Raw genomic sequence first — 26,384 nt, 5'->3', positions numbered from 1 at the left:
TACCAAAGCACCAACTTTATGAGTACTTTGGAGACTTACATATATAACAAAAATTGCATTTTCTCTTGCTAAGTGACTGTGTTTTTTATTTTCCATAATATATATTATGTAATTTTTATAGATGCCAATGGATAGGTTTTTCATCTATTAGAATCCTTTGCTTTCTTCTCAATATATCTACACATTAGGATGGATAGCTCGTATAGAATTAACATTGGTACAGCAAGCCCTACTTGGCTTAACACATCAGGTGGAGTTAAGATCGCAGCAATAATGAAAATTGCTACTATAGCGACTCTGCGCTTATTCGACAAATTTTGCGTAGTAAGTAATCCAACCCTAACCATTAATGTCAGTATGACTGGAATTTGAAATGCAGTGCCAAATGCAAACATGAACTGGAGAACAAGATCTAGATACTCGCTAACTGACGGCATAAACTCTATCGGTATGCCAAAGGATTTACCACTGTGTTCAAAAGCAATAAAAAACTTCCATGCTAGAGGGAATATGTAGTAATAGACTACAGCGGCTCCTGTTATAAATAAAATCGGTGTTGCAATTAAGTATGGCAACAACACTGCCCTTTCGCTTTTGTATAATCCGGGTGCTAAAAACATATAGAATTGCCATGCAAATACAGGAAAAGAAAACAAAAACGCGCTCATTATTGCAACCCTGAGATATACAAAGAATGCTTCTGTTAAATCTGTATAGATTAGAGAAAAGTCGTTACTATTTTTTGTAACTTCTATTAAGGGTGTAAGTAAAAAATAATATATATTTTCTTTAAAATAGTAGCAAAGACCAAAGACGATGAGAAAAAATAGAAAGCAAAAAATAACCCTTTTCCTGAGTTCTGTGAGGTGTTCATAAAAGGAAGCATATTTGTTAGGGTTTCTATTCATATTCTATTATAGCACAATAATGCTATGTCCAACATCCTTAGTGAAAAAGCCCATTCGTTATCGTACCAAGCTGCAACTCTACAGATATCACCTATAACATATGTGCCGGCTAAATCCACAATTGCACTATAAGGGTTATGCACGAAATCTATTGAGACTAAAGGTTCCTTACATATGGAAAGCACATCATTTGCTGAGTTTTTAAACATTTCGTTTATTTCTTTAGCTGTTACTTTCTTGTCAGTGGTGAATTTAAGGTCAACCATAGAAACGTTAGCAACTGGAACTCTAATGGCAGTGCCGTCTAGCTTTCCCTTTAATTCAGGAATGACAGAGCCTATTGTTTTTGCTGCTCCAGTTGTGGTTGGCACCATAGACAACCCGCAGGCCCTTGCCCTGCGTAAGTCTCTATGGTTACCATCGAGAACATTTTGGTCATTCGTGTAGGCATGTACAGTGGTCATAAAACCGCTTTTCATATCTAAATTGGAGTGCAGAACCTTCACAACCGGAGCAAGACAATTTGTGGTACAAGAACCTGCTGATATTACTTTATGCTCTTTTTTGAGCATATCATTATTCACACCATAAACTATAGTTATATCAGCATCTGAAACTGGAGCAGAGACAATAACTTTTCCTGTATTATGCTTTGCCGCTTCTGCTCGCTTGTTAAATGCACCAGTGCATTCAAGTACTACATCAACATTCCAAGGAATATTTTCAGGGTTCCGTTCTCTGTATAAAGAAAACTTTTTGCCATTTGTAGAAATCCAATTTTCGGACTCATTAAAACCAATATCACCATTAAATTTGCCGTGAACAGAATCATACTTAATCAAATGTGCATGCTGTTTAGTACTGAGTGATCCATTCACAGCTACAACTTCTATTTGTTCATTATATTTTCCTACTTCATGGATAGCACGCAATACACTTCTTCCTATTCTACCAAGACCGTTAATTCCTACGCGAATCCTCATTTCTTCATCTAAAAAATTTAATTATAGAAAATGTTGTTCAATTTTGCATTCTATTCTTTCGTTTTTTAGTTGGTAACTAACCAGAGCAAAATAGGTAGACTTTTCCCTACTCTTTCCTTTGTTAGATCTTTCTTTATATTGTCATCCCAGTACGTGACGCATAGCTATACAAATATTGTAATTTTAGTCCACCAGAGATGGTGTCATTCCAGCGCGTGATGCCAGGCGCGGTTCTTCATCCGCGATTTGTTCGCGGTATCTCTAGATCCCGCTAACAAGCAGCAGAATGACGGCAATTACAATATTTAAGAAATTTACTAAGTAGTGCCAAACAGAAGAAATCTGTCAAACCAGGAAGAAACTCCTTAATTTAAGTTTTTAGGAGCCCCAAAGGCAATTATTGCTACTGCAAGAAAATTAGCATGTATCTTTTATCAAATGTTGAAATATGGACAAGAATATGTGAAAAGAAATATAGACTACTATGAAACACATTATTAAAGAGAAAGTTGTGAAAAATTTGATCAAAAGGGCACGGAATTTTGGTCACATGTTGGTTTAACAAGGAGAGTTGATTGAGGAGTTTTTTAGGAGAAAAAAAAAGGCAAAAGGAGTCCTGGTTAATATCTATTTAAAAACATTGGCGTTTTTTTATGTTTTAAACACTTAATAACTACGACTCAACTGCTTTTAAACCGCAACCAACCTAAACTATAAGCGTTAAGAAATTAACTAGCAGAAAAAAGGACAAAAGAAACCCCGTTAGCTAGTTATTCACTATCTATTTTATAATGTTGGAATTTTTTTAATGTTTAAGTGCCCAGTAGGAGGATTTGCAGCACTAGCTGACAGTGTAGACAACAATGTAAAAGACATGAGATGCACATAGTGCAAAAAATAAAACATGAAACACAGATACGTTAAGTTTTTTTTATTTTATCTGCACAGACTGAAGATAAACAAATAGCTTCAGTGCTGTGATAAGGGGGCTGGCAAGGTTTGTCAAGTAGTTTTTGCATTTCTGTAAGCTACTTTGAATTCTATGTATCAAATCACAATGTTTGTGCAGTTCATTGATAAATCAAGAAGTTATAGTAAAGATAGACGTTGGCAAAAGATTACTGAAAGCTACAAACTATGCCTTTTCGTGTAATCTTTAAATGCACCTTGGTTAGAGTCAAAATATAGCTTCACACTGCCAATTGGCCCGTTTCTTTGTTTTGCAATAATGAGCTCTGCAACATTTCTAATTTTCTCCATTTTTTCTTGCCACTCTCGATGTTTATTGCTTCCCTCACTTGGCTGCCTTCTCAGTTCGTAATATTCTTCTCTATAGAGGAACATTACTATGTCTGCATCCTGCTCTATGCTTCCTGAATCACGTAAATCAGCAAGTTGTGGTTTTTTGTCGTCTCTCTGTTCAACAGAACGGGAGAGCTGCGACAGTGCAACGACAGGAATATTTAGTTCCTTTGCAATTGCCTTTAAGCCTTGTGTCACTTCCGAAATCTCTTGCACTCTATTTTCATTGCTTCTCTTTGTTGTTCCTCTGATTAACTGCAAATAATCAATAAATACTGCTTCTACGTTATATAATTGATATAACAAACGTATTCTGGTACGAAGAGCGCTGATTGATAGCGCAGGAGTATCGTCTATGATGAAAGGCAATTCAGATAATTCCGCACTAGCATTGATGAATTCATGCAATTCAAAATCACTAATCCTTCCAGTTAATGCTTTATAATAGCTAATTCCTGAGTCTATAGTGATTAATCTTGTAGTTAATTGTTCTGCTGACATTTCAAGTGAAAAAAACGCTACATAGTGTTGTTTATCTCCTCTCTTTTGCAAGACCTTACAAGCATTAAGTGCAATATTTAGTGCCAATGCTGTCTTACCCATAGAAGGCCTTGCAGCCAAAATTAATAGATCAGACTTCTGCAAACCACCAAGGAGCTGATTTAGATCTTGAAGTCCGGTTGTAATGCCTAGAGTCTCTGGATTATTTTTTAGCGTACTAATTTTTTTGACTACATCTTTAACTGAACTTGCAAGCTTTATATATGTTTTCTCACCTAGCCTTTTTACTGCTAAATTGAATAACTTAGTCATCACTTGCTCAATTTGCACCTGTGCAGAATTTTCGATGTCATAGTTGTAACTATCATTAACTATCTCCTGTCCGAGCTTGATTAAGCACCTTCTTAAGTAGGTATCGCGGATTATTCTAGTCAAACTATAGATATCGAGTGCAATACTTGCCTTTGCTGCAAGCTTTGCAAGATATTCAACTCCACCACATTCGATAAACGCTTGGTTATTTTCAAAAAACATTTTAAGGCTCAGTTCATTGGCAACTATACCGTGTTTTCTGGTTTTAGATATCTGTATGAAAATACTTTGATGCAGTGGATCGTAGAAATTCTCTGCAGTGATTGTGTCTTCAACCGCATCACAGATTCTATTATCACGAATCATTGCGCCAATAAGCATTTGTTCTGCTTCTAAATTATGCGGTAATTTACATATTTCCTTATCTACACTTTTTGAATTGATGAGACTAGCTAGTTTATTCATTTTAAGTTTTTAGAGTAACTGTCGATTATTGTAGAATATTTAGTATTCATTTGAAAGATGTAAAAGCAAAAAAATTTGACTAATCCTGTATTGTCTATACCATTTAAAAAGGCCCCCGTGGTGGAATGGTAGACACGGCAGACTCAAAATCTGCTGCTTGCAAAAGCATGCTGGTTCAAGTCCGGCCAGGGGCATTCAAATATTGGAAAGTGCATTATGTTACACAAACTTTTTGGTCATTTATTTTCTGTTCTCTCTTCTATAAATATTATTCAAAGGGTAAAAAATGATGGAAATGAGATATGTTATGTTACAGGACTTAGGCGCTATATCTCGGTATTGCTTGATTTTATTATTATCGTTTTATTCTTGTTATTCTTAGGATTTTTTAGCCGAGCCTTAAATCATCTCTTAAACTCAAAAGATGAGATAACACTCAGCCAAATTGCTGCAAAATATCAAATGCAAGTGCCACTGTCTGCAGAAGAAAAAACGGTGCAGAATAGGCTTATAAAATTATGGATCCTAAGTCAAATAGTCCAATTCATCATGCTCTTTAGCTATGTTGCATATATGTGGATAAAGTTCGCTGCTACACCTGGAAAATTATTGTTTGGGCTCAGAGTTGTAGATGCGCAAACTTTTGGAAAGATAACCCTAAGACAGGCAATTAAGAGGTTTTTTTCCTTCATATTGTCGGTTGCACCACTATTTTTAGGCTTCATATGGTCAAATTTCAACAAGCGCTGCCAAACTTGGCATGATAAGATCGCAGGCACAGTGGTTGTTACGAGTAAAAGCCTTAGAAGACAAGGTAAAAAACTACTTGACAAAATTTAACAACTCTATTACCATAATAGTAAAGGTATTTCTGGCTCATAGCTTGTTTTCGAATAGGTTCAATGGTAAAATTTAGTAAAAAACTTAAGGTGTTTTTTGGTGGTTACACCAAATTATAGTAGTTGTATATCTTTTAAGTTTTTCTGCACTCAGCCAAATCGCGCTTAAACTAAGCATCAGCAAATTATTACAGTATCAATTTAAATTATTATAGGGTCAAAACCAGCATCTCGGGATTTCTTTTGCCTTTTTTTTACTTATTAAGTTTCTTAAATATTCATAGCTAAAAGTTAGTTGCACAAGATCTAGCTTAAGGGTCCATTAAGCCAAGTAGCTAAAACGAAATGGCATCTTAAATCTAGTTCAAAAATTCACTCAGGTTAATGATAATTAAATATCCCTAATTAAAAACAAAGAGAGGTCAATTAATTATAAAATGAAGGTGATGGCACAAAAATTTGGTGAATGGAGCAATTGCAGTTTATCTGACAAGTGCTATTTTGACATGATTTTTTTATAAAAATGCTGCTTTTTGCGGTGTGAGACCGAAGGTAGAGCTGCTATTCCAGCATGTAACGTTGGAACGCAGAGATTTAATCTATGGTAAGCAACAGAGTAACGAAAAATTGATTTTATAATGCAGGATATTTTGCTACTATATTTGTATAGCTTTTAGGTTAAGAAATATCTTATTAATATTACTTGTAACTGGTTTACTTACTGGTTGTTTTACAACACTATTTTCTGATTCTGCATAAGCAATTCGAATGAAGGTGGTAGGTAGTGAAGGCGACTTAATAGAAAAAGTTGAATGCGTTGTAAATGACCCACCTGGGGTGAGCCGTTTTACTACAGTTTGTTGATTGTGAAAAGGTAGATTATAAACAACTAAATGTGATGGTAGGTGAAAGTTTTAATAAGGTTGTTTTATTAAATCTACTATGGTGGTCTGGTTTTGTTATCGACACAGTTACCGGATCTTACAAACAATATCTATCATACTATGTAACCATGGAGAAATCTAATTCATAGTGGAAAAATGCTTAAACGCAGTGGCCCGAAAAAATTAAAGTCTATAGTAGAAAGTTATGCATTGAAATGCATAAAGAATAGAATAAGCAGAAATGAAATACGTCTTATTTTAAACTGGAAGAATATAGTTGGAATAGAAATAGCAGAGTGTACAAAACCGAAAAAGATCTCATATGCACAAAATATAAATTCAGGTGTATTGCATCTGGTGGTAATAAATGGTAGTAAAGCGTTGGAAATTCAGCATATGGTCTCTCTTATGATCGAGAAAATCACGATATTTTTTGGCTACAAAGCAGTATATGGTATAAAAATTAAGCAAGAGAGTATTGACTATTTCACTATATAAGGTAACCTAAATATATAGAATAACTTGGTATATCAAAGTGAGTAGAGTTTGCGAATTAACAAATAGAAAGAAAGCTTTTGGTAATAAAGTATCACATTCAAATCGTAAAGCAAGACGCATCTTTCTTTTAAATTTACATAATGTTACATTGATAAGTAATATTTTGAATAAAAAATTTAAGTTTCGTGTAGCAATAAGGACTTTAAGGACTATAGATTATAAAGGTGATCTTGACGCTTTTTTGCTCAATACAAGAACAGTTGAACTAAGCGAAAAAGCACAAAAAATAAAAAGAAAATTGAAGAAAGTTTTAGCAAAACAAGAGGTAGAATTAGGCATCTCAGATGCATAGCAAGCCTACATGGCTCAGAGCAAAAGCTCCGGCTGGTGAAGTATTCAATGAGACCTTAAATACTGTTAAACTGCATGGTCTACATACAGTGTGCGAAGAGGCTGCATGTCCAAATATTGGCGAATGTTGGAACAAACGTCACGCTACTGTGATGATTCTTGGTTCTGTTTGCACTCGTGCTTGTGCATTTTGCAACGTTACAACTGGTATCCCTAATAAGTTAGATCCTCACGAACCAGAAAATTTAGCAAAAGCAATAAAAAAGTTAAACTTAAAATATGTTGTCATTACCTCCGTCAACCGTGATGATTTACCAGATGGTGGAGCAAGTCAGTTTATAAAGTGTATAGAAGAAATTAGAAAAATAACTCCAGAGACAACAGTAGAAATTTTAACTCCTGATTTTTTAAATAAGAAAGGAGCATTTGAAGCAATCGCTGTTGCGTCACCTGATGTCTATAACCACAATATTGAAATGGTGCCGAGATTATATGCAAGAATAAGACCGCGTGCTCGTTATTTTCATTCACTATACTTGTTAAAAATGGTGAAGCAAATTAATCCTAAACTCCTCACAAAGTCAGGGCTTATGGTTGGTCTTGGAGAAACGAAAGAAGAAATACTTCAAGTTATGGACGATTTGCGAAGTGCTGAAGTTGATTTTATCACAATCGGTCAATATCTTCAACCAACTCCAAAGCATGCAAAAATTGATAGGTATGTTACCCCAGAAGAATTTGAGCATTATAAATATATTGCTTATTCTAAAGGTTTCTTAGTGGTTGCATCGAGTCCACTAACTAGATCATCATACCATGCTGAAGAGGATTTTAATAGGCTCAAGGCTTGTCGTTAATATTAGATTTCTTTAAGATCTGAAACATGATTGTGTAAATCATATGTGTTAAGTTAAGCAGGGTTGAAGAATTGAGAGATACGCTTCAAGTTAAAGCGGCAGATTTAAGCTAGTAAGGCTAGTAGATTATAGGTCTCTAAAAGTTGTTTTTTTACTTTTTTATGAATCCTGAGCGCAAGATGCACTTGTTTCACTTACCACTTTTAGCGGTTTATCACCTAAACTATGTTCCACTTTTGTCTCACATTACGTTTTGGTAAGCTACCAGACACGAGTCTAATTGCAAACTCAAATCTAGCACTAATTGAAAAAGAGGTGGTAGAATTCCAAAGTGCTGAACTTACAGATAAAAATAGATATAAGCTGAGTAATCTAATGAGAGGGCAAGAAGGTACCGAAGAATATGGGTACACTGCAGGTGAGAATTTACCCTGCTTGATGATTCAATAGTACCTTTTTGAAGCACCAAGGGGAAAAGAATTTTACCTTAAAGCGGTCACTTATGGTGATTCATTGTGCAATACGTGGGCAAAGGTATTCCTATAGTAATTAAAATTTAATAATTTTATATTTAAATTAGTATTAATAATATTAATGATAGAAGTATAACATATTAAAGAAAATACTTAGTAAGTTAAAAGGTAAAGTGAGGAAGTATTAGTATACTAATCTAAGGCCTACAGAAGAAACGCTCAATTTTGTTTATAGAACACATAAAGGACCTAGATATTGATTTTAACAGCGAATATGAATTTGCTCATAATCTTGTTATTAATGGAAAGGTAATAACTAACGACTTTATTAAAAATCTATATTCAAAATATGAAAATCTAATTCCAAAGGATAGGGGTGAAAAGGGGAACTACCGTCTATTCCTTAAAGCGGGTTTTCACAGAATGTTTGTGCGTGCTGGTGCAACAGCTCCCAATAACTCTATTATGGAAGAATTGATAACTTATTATAACAGATCTGGGTACATGAGATTTCCCTCTTTACAGGATTTACTTTATCCTTTTGGATTACGCATGTATTCCTTAGAATTTTTAACTCCCTTCTACAAAGAAAGGATTTATATGGATTGTAAAGGCCCTAATTGTTGGAATTTAGTTTTAGCATAAACGAGTGTGTATACAATAACCAACAGGTCCTAGTATGCAATCTACACAATTCAGTGGCATTTAAATTAAAAAGTAAAGATGGAAATGTAGCGTATGACATGGTAACATATCTCTTACTATTCCTAAAGAGTTAAAAAACTACAAAGCAAATGTTGTTCGGTATTATTGTTGAATATTTTCGGAAGTTTTGCAAAAAATTGGGCTTTAAATTTGAAAATAATTCCCTCTTTGGTAGACTCCATCGCATATCCATAGGTAGATTATTTACTTGTGCTTGCGATAGGTTTATAATCCTTATCGTTTTCAGAAATAAAGAGTATTGCTCCTCTTCAACTCTTTTCTTCACTAGCTAAAGTAAAACTTGCAATATTATCTTTAATATGCGGTAAGTCAATCATTTCTATGACGGTTTTGCTAATGTGAGAAGGAAGGTATTCTTTAAGCATAAGTGACCTCATTGAAGGATTTGACGTTAATCGGATAGCCAAAATAGAGAATTATCCTGAGATTCTTGCATTTTTGATCTTGCAGAGAAGTAGCTTTCCCTTTGGTTACACTGAGCTAAACTTCTTCTTCATACCACCTTTCAAACTGCTGGTAATAGCTTCGTTAGCCTTGGTCATAGCGCGATCAAACACTTCCAACAACCTCTTTAATAAGCTTGGAGTTAACGAAGAGATAAAATTAACAAATATATTACTATTTTTATCATCTCCGCTTGCTTTGTAGTCTATCGAAATAATTCCCCTACTTTTCCCGCCAGTCAGAAGTTTCCCAACTATAGGAATTTTTAACAGAGACTTATTAATCGAATATGCCGGTATTACTTGTCCTTCAACCTGAAATTTATAACCTCTAATATCAAGCTTGCCACTAGTGCTAATACCTAACTCCGCTCCTTCAAGCCAAGATTCTTCAATTTCAACAGTACCATCTTTATGTGAAAAAGGTGCGTTATACTTATAAAAGTATACACCTTCATTCTTTATAGTATTCACAATCCCAGGAAGCGAAGACATCGATAATAAAGTAGTGAGTAGTGGAGCATCTTTAATATAGAAATTACCAATAGATAGCATACCATAATGTTCTCCACTTTCCCTCTGAGGAGATAGGTAAAAAGATAATTTACCATTTTTGACTGATTTACTAATGCCTAAAGAACGCAAAAGCATACCTGAATTATCCGCATGTACTTCCAGTCCTATTTCACTGTACTCTGCTAGTATATTACTGTTATCTTCTAGGAACTGCCCTGTAAATTGACTTCCATTGCAATTACCTTTAGTGCAGCTTATATTCAAGCTAGCATCTTTTATAACAATGCCTTCCTTCATAATTACATTGTCAACATTCATACTAACTTCCACATTATTGCTTAATCCACTATCATTTTTGCCAAGTAAATCTAAAATATCACTTAAGTTAATTTTCTCACCACAAACGTTTATGATATTTTTTTCCTTACCTGACTTAATTTCTACACTAAGATCATTATCAGGTAACTTAAAGCTACTAGAATTTAAATACAAATCCCCATTTTCTACTCTTCCGCTAAATTTTATATCTAAATCGTTCCCTATAACATCCAACTTGTCTATTAACAACCTATTGGCCCCTTTTAACTTTACAGAGAACGAAATTTTATTGTGATCCTCAAAACGATTTTTCCACCCTAAATAACTTGAACGCGATTCAAACTCTGATAAATCTACATTACCATTAACATATCCAGTCTTATCTTGATTTATCACTGATTCTATATTCACATTGAAGTAACCACCATCGAAATTAAATATTTGAGCAGGTAAATCTCCAGCCAAATTCCAGGTAAAACTTTCATTTTTGTTGCTACTTTTTAGGTCAAATAGCAGCTGTGTATTATTTACTATACCACTACCATTTAAATCTATAAAGTCACTGCCAAAATCAAGCTTAATATCATACCTACCAAGATTTGCATCATAGATAACTAGATTGTCAATTTCAGAATGAAATTTGGCAGAAAAGTTCACTTCTTTATCATCAGCATTTATATTAAAGACGCGAAAACTGAATACAGATTTTGCTGCTCCCCCTATTTTGTTCTTTTCAACCTTAATCACATCATCCAGCTTAAATTTTATAGGTTCATACAATCCATAAGCATCACTTACAGCTTGGCCATTAATGGTTAAAACTGAATCCTCCCTGTCAAGAGAATTCATTTCAATATTACCACCATTAATAGTGAAATTCTGAAACTTAGCGCTATTTACAGTAATTTTGAGACTGTCATTCTTAAGAACCAAGTCACCGCTTAATTCCCTTACTTGCTCAAAGTCTTCATCAAATTTTACGCTGCCATTTTCTATATCAGCAACTACAATGACGTCTGATAGACCATTATTAATCAAGTTGTTAATTTTGCCATTAAAGCTTACTATTACATTTAAAATGTTTCCATCGACGTTATCACAATACCAGCTTTTAAATTCATTATTCATTATGTCATCTGGTACATAAGTGCATAAATCCTTTGCAGCAAATTTACTAATATTAACTCTAAACAAAGCATGATTTGAACTAAAGTTCATCTTGCCCATTAAAGAGAGATACGTACCATTCAGATTAAAATGAAAGTTTTTTACACCAATGACCCCATCATTATATGTTAAATTTATATTCACATTAGTTATGGCTAAGTTTTTATTCACACGATTTTCTGTATTTAAAATATATACATTCCCATCTATAATCTCATCCTTTCCATTAATTCTTATCGAGAAGTTTCCCTGAAACCCTATATTTTTGCCTAAATTGTAATTTTTAATTAACGTGGAAAATTTACTAAATAGTTCCAATTTTAGGTTATAAAATGTCCCGTACACATTTAGCAGATCGTTGCGATTTTTTATTGTAATAGACAAATCATCCAAAAACCCCTTTTCATCTCTTGTATGAACACGAATATCTAAAACATCAAAATCTTCCCTTTTCCCTACATATAATTCATCAATAAATAGTTCACCTTCCGTGCTTTTATTGATCGCAATGTTAGTAATTTCAATCCTCGAACCTGTATTTAAGTCAAAAAAGAATTCCCTTACTGCCTTTAAAGAATTTTTCAAACCAAAATCAACCACTTTAAAATCAGCTTTTTCCTGATCGACATACGCACACACATTATCAGCTAGAACTTGAGAAATTTTTACATTAGCTCTAAACAGGGAACTTAATTTGAAATGTACAAAAAGATTAGGAGCTTCTATAGTAAAACCAGAATTTACTATTTTCAAATTTGTAATAACCAAATAGGGATCCTTGCCGTCTTTCTGCAAAATAACTGAAGTACTCCCAATATTAACATCTGAGTTGGCAAATGTTTTCGATATTTTACTCTTTACGTAAAAATTGATATAACTAATATTGATTTCTAAAGGACTTTCACCTTTAAAAAAAATAAAAAAGCAGAATGTCAACAATAAAGCTATAGAAAATGATATAATAATCTTTTTAAGCATCAATTATCGCTTTTCTTGCTAAATTATTAGCCTCCTCATTATGTTTATCGCCATTGTGAGCTTTAACCCACTTCCAATTAATTTTGTGTTGTGAAGCAATATTATCCAATTCTTTCCACAACTCTATATTTTTTACTAATCTTTTACTACTTGTCTTCCAGCCATTCATTTTCCACTTACTTACCCACTCTGTTATACCAGATTTAATATAGAGGCTATCCGTATACAAATTAATATTACAAGAAAATTTTAACGCCTTTAATCCATTGATCACTGCTGTTAACTCCATTTTATTGTTTGTAGTATTTTCTTCTCTACCATAAATATCTTTTCTATGATCTTGAAATAATATAATAGCCGCCCATCCTCCTGTGCCAGGATTACCAGAACATGCTCCATCCATGTATATTGTTACTTCCTTTCTATTCACCTTTAAACTATAACAAATTAATAAAGTATATAGTTGCTCCTATGAAAGTACAATTTTAATGAAACCTATAGATGCACAGGCGGTTTAAGCTGCACCTTTAAATTTTATTATAGAAACAAAGAAAAGTGCTACAATGAGCGTTATTAGAAGAAAAAGTAAAAAATAGTTTTTATATTTCTGCTGTTCTTTCATAGTCAAAACAAATCAATAGAACACAAAATAATACTAGCAAACAGAAAAAATAGATAAGAGATTGAGTAAGAAAACATTCTTTTCTGTGAGCTATGATCCTTCAACTTTATGATAGACACAGCATACCAAATAAAAATGCAACCTCCAAAGATTGCCATACCTAGATAAAATAGAGCCCTCTTCAAGAATAGAGCTGGAAGTAAGCTAGTTAACATCAGCAACACACTATAAACTAATATATATTTTCTTGTTTTTTCCGGGCCGTAAACAATATTGAACATTGGAACTGATGCTTTCTCATAGTCTTCAAACTTATTCAAAGATAAGGCCCAAAAGTGTGGTGGAGTCCACATAAAAATTATTAAGAATAGAACAAAACTCCCCCAACTCACAGAACCAGTCACAACTGCCCAGCCAATTATTGGAGAAAAAGCACCTGATGCACCACCGATAACGATATTCTGCGGAGTACGCCTTTTGAGCCAAATCGTATATATGAAAATATAAAATAATATGCCAATTGCAAGCAAAATAGCAGAAATATAGTTTACTGCTATTGCCATAATAAATACTGACAATACCCCAAGGGTTACACCAAATTCAAGTGCACTTTCCGCAGAAACCCTACCAGAGGGTATAGGACGAGCTTTTGTCCTCTTCATGAGCAGATCTATGTCCCTATCATACCACATATTTATAGCACCTGCAGATCCTGAGCCAAGAGCAATACATATAAGGGATATTAGTGCCAGAAAAGGGTGAATACTACCTGGAGCAGCAACCATTCCAGCAACTGCAGTAAATACTACAAGGTACATTATCCTTGGCTTCAGCAAACGCCAAAAATCCAGTACTGTCGATTCAATATTTAACAAAGTATTTGCATGCATTCTATTTTATCACTGGTGGTTTTTCGAAAGCATGAAAAGGCGGTGGTGAAGATATCGTCCACTCCAAGGTATCACCTCCCCAAGGACTATTCCCAACTTCCTTACCCCATTTGAAGAGGTGTATAACTATAAACACAAAAAACATAACTGAAATAAAGGACATGTATGAACCAATTGAGGATATATAATTCCAAGGTATGAACGCATCAGGATAATCAGGTATACGTCTTGGCATACCAGCTAACCCCAGAAAATGCTGAGGTAAAAAAGTGATATTAGTACTAATAAAAGTAAGCCAAAAGTGTATTTTTCCCAGGCATTCATTATATTGCTTACCTGACATTTTGCCTATCCAGTAATAAAAGCCAGCAAAAGCTCCGAATAAAGCAGCCAGCGACATGACATAATGAAAGTGAGCAACAACATAATAGGTATCGTGCAAAAGCTTATCTATTCCACCATGAGACAGAATTATTCCGGTTATACCGCCACCAACAAACATGAAAATAAAACCCAGTGCAAAGAGCATAGGTGTCTTAAACTCAATCGCTCCACCCCACATAGTTGCAATCCAGCTAAAGACTTTCACGCCAGTTATAACACCGATAAAAATTGTAGTGGTGCTGAAAAATATAGCAGCATCTTCACTAAGCCCAACAGTGAACATATGATGAGCCCAAACCATGAAGCCAAGTATTGTTATACCTATCATAACATAAACCATTCCCATATAACCAAATACAGGCCTATGAGAAAAAGTTGACACAACCTGGCTTATGATGCCAAATGCAGGAAAAATAATTATGTAAACTTCAGGATGACCAAAAAACCAAAATAGATGCTGAAATAACACAGGATCACCACCACCAGCAGGATCAAAAAAGGAAGTGCCAATATTGCGGTCAGTAAGCAGCATAGTGATAGCACCAGCAAGTACTGGTAAGGCGACAATTAGCATGAATGACGTTAACAAGATAGACCAAACAAACAACGGCATCTTAGTTAATGACATTCCTTTTGTACGCATGTTAAATATAGTAACTATAAAGTTGATCGCTCCAACAATCGATGACACACCAGCAACATGGAGTGCAAATATAGCAAGGTCAACTCCTGCACTTGGATGAGACATAACTTGTGATAAAGGTGGGTATAAAGTCCAACCTGTTCCAGGACCTTCACCAACAAACACTGAAAGGATAAGCAAAATAAAAGATGATACTAATAACCAAAAACTTAAATTATTCATACGAGGAAATGCCATATCTGGTGCACCAATCATAAGAGGTACAAACCAATTACCAAATCCCCCTATTAGAGCCGGCATTATCATAAAAAACACCATTATCAACGCATGTCCTGTAACCATTACGTTATATAATTGGTAGTTGTTGTTGAATATATTAATGTGCATTAGCTGAGTGCGAATAACTACAGATAATAATCCACCAATGATTCCAGCTAATATGGAAAAAATGATGTATAGAGTCCCTATGTCTTTATGATTAGTAGAAAATAGCCAACGTCTTATGCCTTTTGGTATGTCACTCATAATCTGTACCCCAAATTTAACTTACTAATTTTTTATTTTCAATCCACTTATTAAAATCTTCCTTGCTTACTGCTTCAATAACAATTGGCATAAATCCATGACCTTGACCACACAATTCATAGCATTGCCCATAATAAACACCAGGTTTTTTGACGTTAAACCATGCTTCATTAAGCCTACCTGGTATTGCATCGATTTTTATGCCGAAAGCTGGTACTCCCCAGCTGTGTATCACATCTCCTGCCGTCACTTGCAAACGAACGTTAGTATCAACTGGCAAAACTACGTTATTATCAACAGAAAATAGCTTCAAATCTCCTTTGACAAAATCGTCTTTTTCTTTAATATAGCTGTCAAACGACACACCTTGATATTCCGGATATTGATAGCTCCAATACCATTGATGACCAATAACTTTTAGTGTTATGTCAGCCTTCGGTATTTTTTCCTGTAACTTAAGTAATTTGGCATTCTCAAAAGCCAATATACCAACAATAATCGTTGGTATAACAAACCAAACAATTTCTAAAAGAACATTATGATGAGTTTTACTTATATTTGTTACTTTACTTTTACGAAAGCGAAACATTACATAAGCTAGTAATGCCCACACAAAAAGCATTATTGTAACCATCACACTCATCGCAAACGAATGTGACTTAACTATAACCTCCATTATCTCAGTTGCAGGGGCAGGAAACCCAAATTGCCAAGAAGTAGGAGCAGAGGCAACTGATATGCCTGAATAAAACATTATCAACAGTGCTAATAACTTCACCATATTTGTTTACTGTAAAACTAAGTGACATACTGTATAATAATATATATAAACTTACTATGCAAACAGAGATTAGTGATGGCTAATAATTTTTTAGCATTCAATAGCTATAATAATACAATACTAATTTGAGGAAAAAAGCATTTACATGAATCTATTTTAGGTTAAAATATTATAATATTTTAAATTAAGTATTTACTTTAAGTAAATTCTATAATAAGTTTAATAGTGTCTGTTACTGCTAATAACCCTCTAGCCTCACACCTAAAAGCAGTAACAGACACTATTAAACTTTATAGAAAATAATCATAGAACGTACTATATATCAATACAAAATTTTCTATTCAGCATTGTTTCTATTATTTTAAAGAATTGAAATACTGAAACTTTAAGCAAATGCGTTGCAGCTTTGTTTCAGTAATAATTCACACACATTCAGGACATTTCTTTATTTTGTAGCACATGCATAGCTTCTGATCATGATTTGTATAACCATGCAAATTTGATTTTCTGAGCGCTGTATTTCTTTTAAGACGACAAGCAAGGGTGTACAACCATGTGGATCTTAGCTTGTAATATTGCTCCACTCCTTATGAACATATTAATAGCATCCTTATTTCCTCCAATAGCAACTGTGTTAAAGCTAAAGCAATATCTTTTTCTGTACTTACCTTTATATACTTCTTAAATATATTATTTTCTTCATGAAGCACGGCAAAAAATAGTGTTAACAGCTAAGTAATTTCCTACATTACCACGATCTGGAATGCGAACTATGAAATCCTAAAAATTACGACAAATACGCACCTATTTCTTCAAATTTCTTAGCGTAAGAACATACTCCATAATATTTTTATTAACTCAAAGCTACCCCTTCTAGGTCACTATCATTTATTAGCATAATTACCTTTTCCTTAATTGAATACGTGGCAATTATGTAGCGCTGGGTCCACTATGTCAAATATGCAGGGCTACATATTATTGATATTAGACTTCTTACATAACCTAAACTAAAGGATAGCTGCAGTATTTATGCTTTTTTTAGTGTTTTTTATTCTGAATGCTATCTACTTTTTTACAACTAGTCCTTAGCCATAAATATTTAAGGAATTTACTAAATAGCACCGAACAGAAGAAATCTGTCAAATCAGGAAGAAACTCCTTAATTTAAGTTTTTAGTAATTTTTTGGTATAGTTGATAGTAAAAGTGCATTGGGTACATATTATAGAAGATAAAAAAATAACTAGGGGCCCCAAAGGCAATTGCTGCTACTGTAAGAAAGTTACTAGGCAGAAAATATTCCGTATAGATAGTGTTTACTCTCTAATCCTACAAATTGGCATATTATACTATCTTAAACGCTTTATAAGCGAGTTTCAGCTTATATAGGAAAAACCTAGAAATGTTGTGAAGACATAAGGTACATATAGTGCAAAAAATTAAATATTAAGACGCCAACTACATAATACTTTATCATTTAATCTGCACAGATTGAAGATAACTGAACATCTTTAGGGCTATGGGGGCCTAGCAAGGCTAGTCAAGTAATTTCTCCGTTTCTATATGTCAACGTGCTGTCAAAAATTTAGAAGTTTACTATGAAAAAAAGTTCTCTTACTTTAATGAATTAGCTACCTTTCTATAAAGGACCTATCGACTGTTGCAATTATAGGCATAAATAAGAACGATAAGAGAGTACGGGATTGAGTAACTATATACACCTCAGCTGGCATACCAGGATACAGGTACACATTTTTAAACTGGGCAAGCTCTGACTTTGGTATCACTACACGTACTGAATAATAACGTCCTAATCTTGGATCATCAAGAGCATCAGGAGAAATATGGCTTACTATACCATTAATTAAGCTTAAACGACGTGAACTGTAAGCACTTAACCGAACTTTAACCTTTAGCCCTTTTAAACCGTCAATAGAGACTATATTACTATCTTTTTTTTGTGCTGAAATTATCTCCTCTATATTTCTAGTCTGGATTTTGGCGTCTATTATTAAGTCATCATTTGATGGCACTATACTCATAATCGGAACACCAGACTGTATTACACCACCTTCTGTATGATACCTTATATCTGTGACTATTCCATCTTGAGGCGATCTAATTACTGTACGCGCTAATGCATCTTCTGCAACCATTAGTCTTTCTTTCAAATCAGCAATGGATGTGTCAACTTCTTTAAGTTCAGTATTTGCTCTTTCCTGAGAATCATTTTTTACATTTATAATTTCTAATTCGTTCTCTCCAATTTTTTGCTGCACTTGAGATATTGCAGCACGGTAATGACCGACTTTACCTTCAATTTCGGCAAACTGTTTTTCTAAAGCTAAAATGTGCGGTTTGCCTATGTGACCACTGATAAGAAGCTTTCTTTTTGTTTCCAGTTCCTCAGCTATTAAATCATATTGTTTGAATGCTGCACCCAACTGAGAATTTAGTCCCACCAACTCATTATGCAACTGCTTTATACGTTGTTGCAGTATGTCAGTTTTCCCTGATATACTCTTGCGCTGAGAATTTAACAATTTTACCTGATTTTTCATCACTTTATTTGCAAGTTCATCATTGGATAATTTTTTAACTTCATCAGGAAATTCAACTGTGTCAAAATCTCCCCTAATCGCAATAAGTCTTGCCTCAGTTACCAAAAGTGATAAGAGTTTTTCTTTGATTATGCTTAAATTTGCCCTCTCATTAACATCACTTAACAAGACTAAAGGCTCATCTTTTTTAACTAACTGGCCCTCTTTGACCAAAATTTTGCTTATTATTCCCCCACCCAAGTGTTGAACTACCTTCCTATTTGAAGATACAATCACCTCTCCACTTGCATGTACTGCCCCATCAATTGGAGCTACAGCCGACCAAATACCTCCTATTCCAAAAAAGATGAGTATCACTACTAAACCAAAAAATAGAGGCCCCCATGTTACTCTCAGGACCTCATTTACATTATTACCCTCGCGCTTTAAAATAAAATTTACCATTGCATCAATTAATGCAAATGTTTTATCTAAAAATTTTGGGTACTTCTGCTTTTTATCTTTTGTTCCTTGCATGCTTACGTTATCACTATGGCCAAGTAGACCTGTCAAAAAAAAACCAGCACTAAGTTTTTTTAACTTACTTATCATATGCTACTGCAAACTTGCGTTAACTCAAGATAACACATAAAAACAAAGGATCCATGACTTAAGTACTTAATTTAGGCCGTGTAACATCAGAATAAACCATTTAGTAACAATTCCTGTATTGTATTTTGATCAACTTAAGCTTTTGTGAATATCCAAGCCGCTCAATTTATGCAGAGATCTATTGCCAATCAGTCAATATTCTGTTAGTAGTCAGGAAAATAAAATTACTATGTTTAGATTAGAAGGCAGAAAATTCTTAGTTACCGGCGCATCAGGTGGAATAGGGCAGGCAATTGTAAAAACTATGCATAAAGCTGGAGCAATTCTATGCATTTCTGGTACAAGAAAAGAAGCCCTAGAAGGAGTTGCTAAACTATATGAAAAAAATATTTATATACTTCCTTGTAATTTATTAAATGCTGAGGAAGTAAACCAGCTAATAAATAGAGCAAGTAAGTTGATGGGAGGCTTCGATGGGCTTGTATGCAATGCAGGCATTACACAGGATAGTTTATTACTGAGAATGACAGATGAAGCATGGCAAAAAGTGATTGATATTAACTTAAGTTCTACATTTAAACTCAACAGAGAAGCATATAAGAAACTAACTAAAAATAATTGGGGAAGAATTATAAATATTTCCTCAATAATAGGGCTGACAGGAAATGCTGGGCAAGCAAATTATGCAGCGTCTAAGGCTGGCATCATAGCTATGAGCAAATCTATAGCAAAAGAAGTTGCAAGCCGTAATATAACAGTAAATTGCATTGCCCCTGGGTTTATGGACACTAAGATGACTAAAGTTTTAACTGAAGAACAAAAGAAAAAAATATTAGATAATATTCCAATGAAAAGAATGGGAACAGGAGAAGAAATAGCAGCAGGAGTTCTGTTTTTAGCAAGTGATGAGGCAAAATACATCACAGGACATGTGCTTAATATTAATGGTGGTTTGTTTATGTAGTAACACCTTATGTATAGACAAGCCATAAATTTTACTTTAAAATAAATATATGTAAACTAAAATTGTCTTTAATTACGTTAGTTTATTATTTGAAGGGAAAAAAATGAACTCTATAACAAAAAAATTTTTTAGTGTTTTATGTGTAGTATTGCTTTTCTCTTTCTCAGGCTATGCAGTTACCCCTGGCGCTGGTGTAGATGATACAACCGCCCAAGTAATATGTAACATTATTGGGTATGTTTGGGGGATAGGTGGTCCACTCATGACAGTAGTAATAATTGGTGCGTCTTTGCTTGCAATATTTGGCAGAATGCCTTGGCCAGCTCTCTTTGCTTTAGGTATGTTTTGCGGTGTATTTTTTGGTGCTAAGGCAATCATAATGAACATCATGCCTAATGTGAGTGATAATGTAAAAGTCATGTTGGAAAAGTGTGGGACAAAGTAACCTCCAAAAGTGAAAGCGGCTTTTACTATCCATTGAACCGTTTCATATCTTCAATTTGCAATAAGTAGGGGCTACCTTTTGGTAAATCTCTAATAGCTAACTCAGCATACTTTACAAATTGCTTTAAATCACCTTCAATACAAGCCTTCTTTGTTAAAGCAAAATAATGCATTGCTGCATTAGCATCGCACTTATATGCAATGCCTAAATGTTTCCAGACAAAAGCATTGTTCGGTTCTACACTTATAATTTGCTCTAGGTGAAAAATTGCTTTCTTTATATCACCATACAATAATAAAGTATGGGATAATGCAAGTTTTACTAAGTAACTATTTTTCTCAGATAAATACCTAAGTGATTCTTCATACATTTTTACTGCTTCATTTAAATTTCCAGTCTTGTACAGCATTTCTGCTTTTAATTCATATAAGTACGGATCATTGCTTGACTCTTGAATCAGCGAATTAACTTTAGCAATAGCCTTTTTTATCTTTCCTTGCCTGTAGTAAATTACAGCATTTACATACTCAGAGTTATCTTCATACTTATTAGATAACACATGGATAGGAGAAAAGAACGAGTCTAGCTTTGCAACCATACGTTTAAACCTTAACAATTTGTCTACAAGAATTGGTTTTACTTCGTTCTTAACCTTATAATTCTGTACAGCAAATATGCGCTTACTACTAAGTGGATGAGTGCGGAAATACCCTTCAGCATTTTCATGTTCAATATCTCTAAAGTAGTCAAAAACCTCTTTCATACCTAAATTATCATAGCCAGATTCATCAAGGTACTTCAAAGCATAGCTATCTGCTACACTCTCTTGCTCTTGAGAATAGTTAAAAAACAGCCTCGAACTCAGCGTCATACCACTAAGCAAAATTGCGCTAGCAATCTGAGGATTAATGATAATAGTAGAAATCAACCCTACCATATAACTAACTATTGCTATCGATTGAAAATAACCCACAGCACTACTCATCTGTGATATATGACCAGCAGATATATGAGCAATTTCATGTGCCAATATGCTAAGCAGAACGTAAGGTTCGGTCGAATATTGCAAAAGCCCCAAGTGAATAAAAATACTATTATTATTAATTACGAAAGCATTGATCGAATTATCATTAATTACAAAAACTCTTATCCAGTCATCATCAATACCTGCAGCAGAAAATAAGGGGTGTGCTAGCTCTTTCACCACTGCCTCCACTTCACTATCTCTAATAACATTAATAGAATAAGCGCTATTGCAATATACAAAAAAGAACAATAGGATAAAAAACTTAGCAACTTTAAACATGAGAATTCTGTACTTGTATAGTTAGCAGGAACCTTATATTTTAACACTTAAATTATACAAATTTATAAACGCTAGCTTAGTTTTTTAACGTAGCGTATAAGTTTATCGATGGTAGTTAACTTAATATTATGTTGTTCAGCAAATCTAAGCAATTCAGGCAGGCGCATCATAGAGCCGTCATCATTTACTAATTCACACCCTACAGCTGCATGATTATAGCCAATTAACTTTGCTATTTCAACACTTGCCTCAGTATGACCATTACGTGCTAAAACCCCACCATCGTTTGCAATAATAGGGAAAACATGACCAGGAGTAATAATATCATCTTGAGTACTCTTTCCGTCAATAGCAGTAAGTATCGTATGCGTTCTATCATGAGCAGAAACACCAGTTGCAATACCATAACGTGCATCGATCGATGTAGTGAATGCAGTATGAGGAGTAAGTTTTTCATCTATATTACTTCTTCTCATAAACTCAAGACCCAGCCTACCCATATGAAGCCTTGTCATAGCTAGAAATACAATGCCAGTACCATATCTAACCATAAAAGCCACATGCTCTGGCTTTAGTTTTTCAGCTAAGACGATCAGATCACCTTCATTTTCTCTATTCTCATCATCAACTAAAATAAACAACTTACCAAAACGAGCATCTTCTAACACATCTTCCACAGAAGAAATGCCGGGTAGACTTATTGATGCATACGTGGCCTGTACCATGATTTACTTAAATTCAATCTTAACTATTTTATATAATTTTTCTCCGCTTGGCACTGTCACTTCCACGTATTCACCAACTTTTTTGCCGATTAAAGCACTACCCAAAGGTGAACTAGTAGATATCAACTGTCTTGAAACATCAGCTTCGTACTCACCTACAATTTTATAAATATATTCTACTTCACTATCATCGTCACTTAACATGCTCAATGTTACAGTTGCACCAAACATTACTGAATCACCGGACAAGTTTTTCACTTCTATTATTTCTGCATGTGAAAGCTTGTTTTCTAATTCCATTATACGACCTTCAATAAAACCTAACCTTTCCCGTGCAGCATGATACTCCGCATTTTCGGATAAATCACCTTGATCACGAGCATCAGAAATAGCTTGTATAATGGAAGGTTTTTCTTCCTTTAATTTCTCAAGTTCAGCTTGTATATGTTCAAAACCTTCTCTTGTTATAGGAAACTTTTTAATAATGGATGAAGACATAACACCACCTAAACGCCATTAAATTGAGTAACAAAATTACTCACAATATTGAAAATATCATCTTTTATATCATCACTCATACTGTCTGACAACTTTTTTAAAACTTCAGGGTACGCAGTATGAAAATAATTAATAAGATCATATTTGAATTTATTGATGTCACTTATTTGTATTCTACTTAACTGATCATACAGGTTAGAAAAAATGTACATCAGCACTACTTGCTCTTCAACTGGCATAGGTAAATGCTGTTTCTGCTTTAACAGCTCAACAAGGTATTTACCTTTATTTAAGGACAATTGAACACTAGCATCAAGATCAGAACCAAACTTTGCAAAATCTTCTAATTCTCTATATTGAGCTAAACTTAACTTTATAGAACTAGCAACTTTTTTGACGGATTTCAATTGCGCAGCAGAACCAACCCGTGAAACTGATAAACCTATATTTACCGCAGGGCGAAATCCTTTATGAAACAATTCAGACTCAAGAAAGATTTGTCCATCGGTGATTGAAATTACGTTAGTTGGAACATATGCAGATACATCACCAGCTTGAGTCTCAATAATTGGCAAAGCAGTTAGAGATCCTCGTCCTTTCTCATCAGACATTTTAGCAGCCCTTTCAAGCAAACGGGAGTGCACATAGAATATATCTCCAGGATAAGCTTCACGACCAGGAGGACGCCTCAGCAGTAAAGACATTTGCCTATATGCTACAGCATGCTTAGATAAATCATCATATACCACCAAGCAATGCATCCCATTATCACGGAAAAATTCCCCAATAGTGCAACCAGCATAAGGCGCCAAAAATTGCATAGGCGCACAGTCAGATGCACTAGCCACAACTACAGTGGTATATTCTAATGCTCCACTTTCTTTTAGCTTATTTACTACTTTTGCCACAGTTGAAATTTTTTGTCCAATAGCAACATAAACGCAGTAAACTTTCTGATTTTCGTCCACTTCATCATTAATCTTCTTTTGATTAACAATAGTATCAAGCGCAATAGTAGTTTTACCGATTTGTCTATCGCCGATAACTAATTCACGCTGCCCTCTACCTATTGGAATCAGCAAATCTATAATTTTAATTCCCGTTTGCAGGGGCTCATGTACAGATTTACGGTCAATGATACCCGGTGCTTTAGATTCTATATCCATTCTGTTCTTAGATCTAATCTCCCCACTGTTATCTATAGAATGGCCCAATGCATTTACAACTCTTCCCAATAATTCATGTCCTACAGGCACTTGCATAACATCACCACTGCATTTCACAGTATCCCCCTCTTTCACGTCACGGTCATTACCAAGTACTACTATTCCAGCTGTATCATGATCTAAATCAAGCACTATTCCTTCTACACCATTTGTAAAAAATACCTTTTCACCGAATTTTGCTTTTTCAAGCCCGTAAACCAATGCAATACCATCAGTCACTGAAATTACTTCACCTATATTTTCCTTTTTTATAGGGTTATCAAATGCCTCAACCTTCTCTCTTATTATATTTACTATCTCAGAAGTACTTATACTATTTTTCATATAAAATTCCTTGTTTTTAATATTTCCACTTTACTTAAATCAACTAACCTATCTAAGTAACTTTTCAACGAAGCATCAATTAAATTAAAACCATACTTGACTATAAAACCACCTAGTATAGAAGGGTCAACCACATTGTCCACTTTTACTATTTTACCAAGAAAGCTCAAAGATTCAGTAATTATTTTTATATTGGATTCGCTTAAAGTTTCCGCTGACTTTATAGTAATTTCCCATTCATTCTCACTTTCTCTTACAAGAGCTAAGAACTTTTCTAATACAGGGATTAATAGATTAGAGCGCTTATTTGCAAATATAACTACAATAAATTTCACCAAACTCTCACTCAAGTGTTCATTTATAGAAAGCATTACTTCTTTTTTGTGCGCAAAAGAAATCATAGGATGGGATAGGTATATAAAAACATCATGTTGACTTTTAAAAAAAGCTAACAAAAATTCCACTTCTTTTCTCATAACACTTAGCTTATTCTCTGAGACACGAAACAGCGCTCTAGCGTAAGATGAAACTAAATTATTGTATTGGGTCCTTTTCATACTAAATTATCTATATAAACCTTTCGCTCTTCAAGCCAAGCATTTTTTATATAGGCAGGCCCTCTTTTTAAGGAAAGGAAGCATAAATCATATCTGATTGGATAATCTAAAAAACTAAGGTTCTTACTTAGGAAATATTGAGAGGAATTTACAATAGATTGATATTGAAGATAAGATATTGATATATCTTCTCCAAGCAGGCTTGTTTTAACTTCTATAAAAATCAGCTCTTTTTTTTTAGATACAATTAAGTCAATTTCACTAAACTTACAACAATAACAGTGTTTTATAACATAATACCATTTCAACTTCAAATATAATAAAATTAACAATTCACCAAAATAACCTACAAAACAGTGCAATCTACTCACCATAAGAACTATGATAATAATTAACTTTTCATCGCTACTTCATTTTCCTCTTTATTTTTATCACAAACCTTACCTCTTGCTGTAACATCCCTATTAACTAGTTCTATTACTGCCATTGAAGCACAATCACCCTTTCGAGTACTAAATTTCATTACTCTAGAATAACCACCTTTACAATCCTGATAACGGCTAGCTAAAACATTTAGCAACTTATCAACTACTAACTTATTATTATGAAGGCGAGAAAGTAGTAGCCTTCTACCATGTAAAGTATTCTTATTCTTAGCAATCGTAATAAACTTTTCCACATATGGACGAAGCTCCTTAGCCTTCGGTAAAGTAGTTATAATCTGCTCATGATTAATTAATGAAATAGATAGATTCTTTAACATCGATAATCTATGCTCAGTACAACGAGATAGTTTACGTTTTTTTATTCTATGTTTCATACA

24 protein-coding genes, 1 tRNA gene and 1 pseudogene are annotated in these 26,384 nt (G+C 34.1%); 10 read left to right on the top strand and 16 right to left on the bottom strand.

The features are described 5' to 3' along the window. Positions 1 to 140: 140 nt before the first annotated feature. Positions 141 to 908 carry a twin-arginine translocase subunit TatC gene (gene tatC / locus CCY16_RS00585; protein WP_088414135.1) on the bottom strand — a complete coding sequence of 256 codons (768 nt, stop codon included), beginning with the start codon at positions 906 to 908 and terminating at the stop codon, positions 141 to 143. Then, positions 905 to 1,891, bottom strand: coding sequence for a type I glyceraldehyde-3-phosphate dehydrogenase (gene gap, locus CCY16_RS00580; protein WP_088414133.1), 987 nt, complete (start codon positions 1,889 to 1,891; stop codon positions 905 to 907). Before gap ends, tatC begins: the two co-directional genes overlap by 4 nt. Positions 1,892 to 2,263: 372 nt before the next feature. Between gap and CCY16_RS05880 the strand changes: the two are divergent. After that, positions 2,264 to 2,453, top strand: a pseudogene (locus CCY16_RS05880) (IS110 family transposase); the annotation flags it as partial. A 566-nt stretch (positions 2,454 to 3,019) separates the two neighbouring features. Here the strand turns inward: CCY16_RS05880 and CCY16_RS00575 are convergent. After that, positions 3,020 to 4,471, bottom strand: a complete 1,452-nt coding sequence (locus tag CCY16_RS00575) for a replicative DNA helicase (RefSeq protein WP_088414131.1) — start codon at positions 4,469 to 4,471, stop codon at positions 3,020 to 3,022. A gap of 111 nt (positions 4,472 to 4,582) precedes the next feature. Here CCY16_RS00575 and CCY16_RS00570 point away from each other — a divergent pair. The 7 genes from CCY16_RS00570 to CCY16_RS00535 all read left to right on the top strand — a co-directional run bounded on the left by CCY16_RS00570 (position 4,583) and on the right by CCY16_RS00535 (position 9,018). Continuing rightward, positions 4,583 to 4,665: transfer RNA gene (locus CCY16_RS00570), tRNA-Leu, on the top strand. A 22-nt stretch (positions 4,666 to 4,687) separates the two neighbouring features. Then, positions 4,688 to 5,311, top strand: a complete 624-nt coding sequence (locus CCY16_RS00565) for an RDD family protein (RefSeq protein ID WP_088414129.1) — start codon at positions 4,688 to 4,690, stop codon at positions 5,309 to 5,311. A 1,039-nt stretch (positions 5,312 to 6,350) separates the two neighbouring features. Beyond that, positions 6,351 to 6,692, top strand: coding sequence for a DUF721 domain-containing protein (locus CCY16_RS00555; RefSeq protein WP_088414127.1), 342 nt, complete (start codon positions 6,351 to 6,353; stop codon positions 6,690 to 6,692). 37 nt (positions 6,693 to 6,729) lie between these two features. Next, positions 6,730 to 7,044 carry a 50S ribosomal protein L28 gene (gene rpmB / locus CCY16_RS00550; RefSeq protein WP_088414125.1) on the top strand — a complete coding sequence of 105 codons (315 nt, stop codon included), beginning with the start codon at positions 6,730 to 6,732 and terminating at the stop codon, positions 7,042 to 7,044. Continuing rightward, positions 7,037 to 7,900, top strand: coding sequence for a lipoyl synthase (lipA, locus tag CCY16_RS00545; RefSeq protein ID WP_088414123.1), 864 nt, complete (start codon positions 7,037 to 7,039; stop codon positions 7,898 to 7,900). The genes rpmB and lipA overlap by 8 nt, the downstream gene beginning before the upstream one ends. 225 nt (positions 7,901 to 8,125) lie before the next feature. Further along, positions 8,126 to 8,350: a GTA baseplate fiber-binding domain-containing protein gene (locus CCY16_RS00540; RefSeq protein ID WP_088414121.1), complete on the top strand. Its 225-nt coding sequence runs from the start codon at positions 8,126 to 8,128 to the stop codon at positions 8,348 to 8,350. Between the two features lie 248 nt (positions 8,351 to 8,598). Beyond that, positions 8,599 to 9,018, top strand: a complete 420-nt coding sequence (locus tag CCY16_RS00535; protein WP_088414119.1) for a hypothetical protein — start codon at positions 8,599 to 8,601, stop codon at positions 9,016 to 9,018. A 551-nt stretch (positions 9,019 to 9,569) separates the two neighbouring features. On the opposite strand, the gene CCY16_RS00525 is transcribed toward CCY16_RS00535, so the two are convergent. The 6 genes from CCY16_RS00525 to CCY16_RS00500 all read right to left on the bottom strand — a co-directional run bounded on the left by CCY16_RS00525 (position 9,570) and on the right by CCY16_RS00500 (position 19,516). Further along, on the bottom strand, positions 9,570 to 12,521 hold the full coding sequence (locus CCY16_RS00525) for a YhdP family protein (protein WP_088414117.1): 2,952 nt from the start codon (positions 12,519 to 12,521) through the stop codon (positions 9,570 to 9,572). Then, on the bottom strand, positions 12,514 to 12,951 hold the full coding sequence (gene rnhA, locus CCY16_RS00520) for a ribonuclease HI (RefSeq protein WP_088414115.1): 438 nt from the start codon (positions 12,949 to 12,951) through the stop codon (positions 12,514 to 12,516). The genes CCY16_RS00525 and rnhA overlap by 8 nt, the downstream gene beginning before the upstream one ends. Before the next feature lie 194 nt (positions 12,952 to 13,145). After that, entirely contained in the window at positions 13,146 to 14,033 is an 888-nt protein-coding gene (locus tag CCY16_RS00515; protein ID WP_088414113.1) for a heme o synthase, read from the bottom strand. A 1-nt stretch (position 14,034) separates the two neighbouring features. Beyond that, positions 14,035 to 15,585: a cytochrome c oxidase subunit I gene (gene ctaD, locus CCY16_RS00510; RefSeq protein WP_088414111.1), complete on the bottom strand. Its 1,551-nt coding sequence runs from the start codon at positions 15,583 to 15,585 to the stop codon at positions 14,035 to 14,037. A gap of 16 nt (positions 15,586 to 15,601) precedes the next feature. Then, on the bottom strand, positions 15,602 to 16,366 hold the full coding sequence (gene coxB / locus CCY16_RS00505; RefSeq protein WP_088414109.1) for a cytochrome c oxidase subunit II: 765 nt from the start codon (positions 16,364 to 16,366) through the stop codon (positions 15,602 to 15,604). 1,629 nt (positions 16,367 to 17,995) lie between these two features. After that, complete coding sequence (locus CCY16_RS00500) at positions 17,996 to 19,516, bottom strand: HlyD family type I secretion periplasmic adaptor subunit (RefSeq protein WP_179946004.1); 1,521 nt, start codon at positions 19,514 to 19,516, stop codon at positions 17,996 to 17,998. A gap of 229 nt (positions 19,517 to 19,745) precedes the next feature. On the opposite strand from CCY16_RS00500, the gene fabG reads away from it, so the two are divergent. Both fabG and CCY16_RS00490 read left to right on the top strand, forming a co-directional pair. After that, positions 19,746 to 20,480 (top strand): 3-oxoacyl-[acyl-carrier-protein] reductase, encoded by a 735-nt coding sequence (gene fabG / locus CCY16_RS00495; protein ID WP_088414107.1) that lies wholly within the window; start codon positions 19,746 to 19,748, stop codon positions 20,478 to 20,480. A gap of 103 nt (positions 20,481 to 20,583) precedes the next feature. After that, positions 20,584 to 20,925 (top strand): TrbC/VirB2 family protein, encoded by a 342-nt coding sequence (locus CCY16_RS00490; protein ID WP_088414105.1) that lies wholly within the window; start codon positions 20,584 to 20,586, stop codon positions 20,923 to 20,925. Positions 20,926 to 20,950: 25 nt separating this feature from the next. On the opposite strand, the gene CCY16_RS00485 is transcribed toward CCY16_RS00490, so the two are convergent. The 7 genes from CCY16_RS00485 to rplQ all read right to left on the bottom strand — a co-directional run bounded on the left by CCY16_RS00485 (position 20,951) and on the right by rplQ (position 26,381). Further along, entirely contained in the window at positions 20,951 to 22,231 is a 1,281-nt protein-coding gene (locus CCY16_RS00485; protein WP_088414103.1) for a M48 family metalloprotease, read from the bottom strand. A 71-nt stretch (positions 22,232 to 22,302) separates the two neighbouring features. Then, entirely contained in the window at positions 22,303 to 22,956 is a 654-nt protein-coding gene (gene ribB, locus CCY16_RS00480) for a 3,4-dihydroxy-2-butanone-4-phosphate synthase (RefSeq protein WP_088414101.1), read from the bottom strand. A 3-nt stretch (positions 22,957 to 22,959) separates the two neighbouring features. Further along, on the bottom strand, positions 22,960 to 23,454 hold the full coding sequence (greA, locus tag CCY16_RS00475; protein WP_088414099.1) for a transcription elongation factor GreA: 495 nt from the start codon (positions 23,452 to 23,454) through the stop codon (positions 22,960 to 22,962). Between the two features lie 8 nt (positions 23,455 to 23,462). Beyond that, positions 23,463 to 25,004 carry a F0F1 ATP synthase subunit alpha gene (atpA, locus tag CCY16_RS00470; protein WP_088414097.1) on the bottom strand — a complete coding sequence of 514 codons (1,542 nt, stop codon included), beginning with the start codon at positions 25,002 to 25,004 and terminating at the stop codon, positions 23,463 to 23,465. After that, positions 25,001 to 25,561 carry an ATP synthase F1 subunit delta gene (atpH, locus tag CCY16_RS00465; protein ID WP_088414095.1) on the bottom strand — a complete coding sequence of 187 codons (561 nt, stop codon included), beginning with the start codon at positions 25,559 to 25,561 and terminating at the stop codon, positions 25,001 to 25,003. The genes atpA and atpH overlap by 4 nt, the downstream gene beginning before the upstream one ends. After that, positions 25,558 to 25,935: a YraN family protein gene (locus CCY16_RS00460; RefSeq protein WP_088414093.1), complete on the bottom strand. Its 378-nt coding sequence runs from the start codon at positions 25,933 to 25,935 to the stop codon at positions 25,558 to 25,560. Before CCY16_RS00460 ends, atpH begins: the two co-directional genes overlap by 4 nt. 17 nt (positions 25,936 to 25,952) lie before the next feature. After that, positions 25,953 to 26,381, bottom strand: coding sequence for a 50S ribosomal protein L17 (gene rplQ, locus CCY16_RS00455; protein WP_088414091.1), 429 nt, complete (start codon positions 26,379 to 26,381; stop codon positions 25,953 to 25,955). Positions 26,382 to 26,384 lie beyond the last annotated feature (3 nt).

The sequence above is a fragment of the Wolbachia endosymbiont of Wuchereria bancrofti genome (assembly GCF_002204235.2).
Taxonomy (GTDB): Bacteria; Pseudomonadota; Alphaproteobacteria; order Rickettsiales; family Anaplasmataceae; genus Wolbachia.
This window is presented reverse-complemented; position numbering and strand designations above follow the sequence as displayed.

What these genes read in the sequence shown, in the direction of transcription:
- tatC (WP_088414135.1), bottom strand. Translation starts at nt 908, where the DNA reads ATGAATAGAAACCCTAACAAATATGCTTCCTTTTATGAACACCTCACA.
- gap (WP_088414133.1), bottom strand. Translation starts at nt 1,891, where the DNA reads ATGAGGATTCGCGTAGGAATTAACGGTCTTGGTAGAATAGGAAGAAGT.
- CCY16_RS00575 (WP_088414131.1), bottom strand. Translation starts at nt 4,471, where the DNA reads ATGAATAAACTAGCTAGTCTCATCAATTCAAAAAGTGTAGATAAGGAA.
- CCY16_RS00565 (WP_088414129.1), top strand. Translation starts at nt 4,688, where the DNA reads ATGTTACACAAACTTTTTGGTCATTTATTTTCTGTTCTCTCTTCTATA.
- CCY16_RS00555 (WP_088414127.1), top strand. Translation starts at nt 6,351, where the DNA reads ATGCTTAAACGCAGTGGCCCGAAAAAATTAAAGTCTATAGTAGAAAGT.
- lipA (WP_088414123.1), top strand. Translation starts at nt 7,037, where the DNA reads ATGCATAGCAAGCCTACATGGCTCAGAGCAAAAGCTCCGGCTGGTGAA.
- CCY16_RS00540 (WP_088414121.1), top strand. Translation starts at nt 8,126, where the DNA reads ATGTTCCACTTTTGTCTCACATTACGTTTTGGTAAGCTACCAGACACG.
- CCY16_RS00525 (WP_088414117.1), bottom strand. Translation starts at nt 12,521, where the DNA reads ATGCTTAAAAAGATTATTATATCATTTTCTATAGCTTTATTGTTGACA.
- CCY16_RS00515 (WP_088414113.1), bottom strand. Translation starts at nt 14,033, where the DNA reads ATGCATGCAAATACTTTGTTAAATATTGAATCGACAGTACTGGATTTT.
- ctaD (WP_088414111.1), bottom strand. Translation starts at nt 15,585, where the DNA reads ATGAGTGACATACCAAAAGGCATAAGACGTTGGCTATTTTCTACTAAT.
- coxB (WP_088414109.1), bottom strand. Translation starts at nt 16,366, where the DNA reads ATGGTGAAGTTATTAGCACTGTTGATAATGTTTTATTCAGGCATATCA.
- CCY16_RS00500 (WP_179946004.1), bottom strand. Translation starts at nt 19,516, where the DNA reads ATGATAAGTAAGTTAAAAAAACTTAGTGCTGGTTTTTTTTTGACAGGT.
- fabG (WP_088414107.1), top strand. Translation starts at nt 19,746, where the DNA reads ATGTTTAGATTAGAAGGCAGAAAATTCTTAGTTACCGGCGCATCAGGT.
- CCY16_RS00490 (WP_088414105.1), top strand. Translation starts at nt 20,584, where the DNA reads ATGAACTCTATAACAAAAAAATTTTTTAGTGTTTTATGTGTAGTATTG.
- CCY16_RS00485 (WP_088414103.1), bottom strand. Translation starts at nt 22,231, where the DNA reads ATGTTTAAAGTTGCTAAGTTTTTTATCCTATTGTTCTTTTTTGTATAT.
- ribB (WP_088414101.1), bottom strand. Translation starts at nt 22,956, where the DNA reads ATGGTACAGGCCACGTATGCATCAATAAGTCTACCCGGCATTTCTTCT.
- greA (WP_088414099.1), bottom strand. Translation starts at nt 23,454, where the DNA reads ATGTCTTCATCCATTATTAAAAAGTTTCCTATAACAAGAGAAGGTTTT.
- atpA (WP_088414097.1), bottom strand. Translation starts at nt 25,004, where the DNA reads ATGAAAAATAGTATAAGTACTTCTGAGATAGTAAATATAATAAGAGAG.
- atpH (WP_088414095.1), bottom strand. Translation starts at nt 25,561, where the DNA reads ATGAAAAGGACCCAATACAATAATTTAGTTTCATCTTACGCTAGAGCG.
- CCY16_RS00460 (WP_088414093.1), bottom strand. Translation starts at nt 25,935, where the DNA reads ATGGTGAGTAGATTGCACTGTTTTGTAGGTTATTTTGGTGAATTGTTA.
- rplQ (WP_088414091.1), bottom strand. Translation starts at nt 26,381, where the DNA reads ATGAAACATAGAATAAAAAAACGTAAACTATCTCGTTGTACTGAGCAT.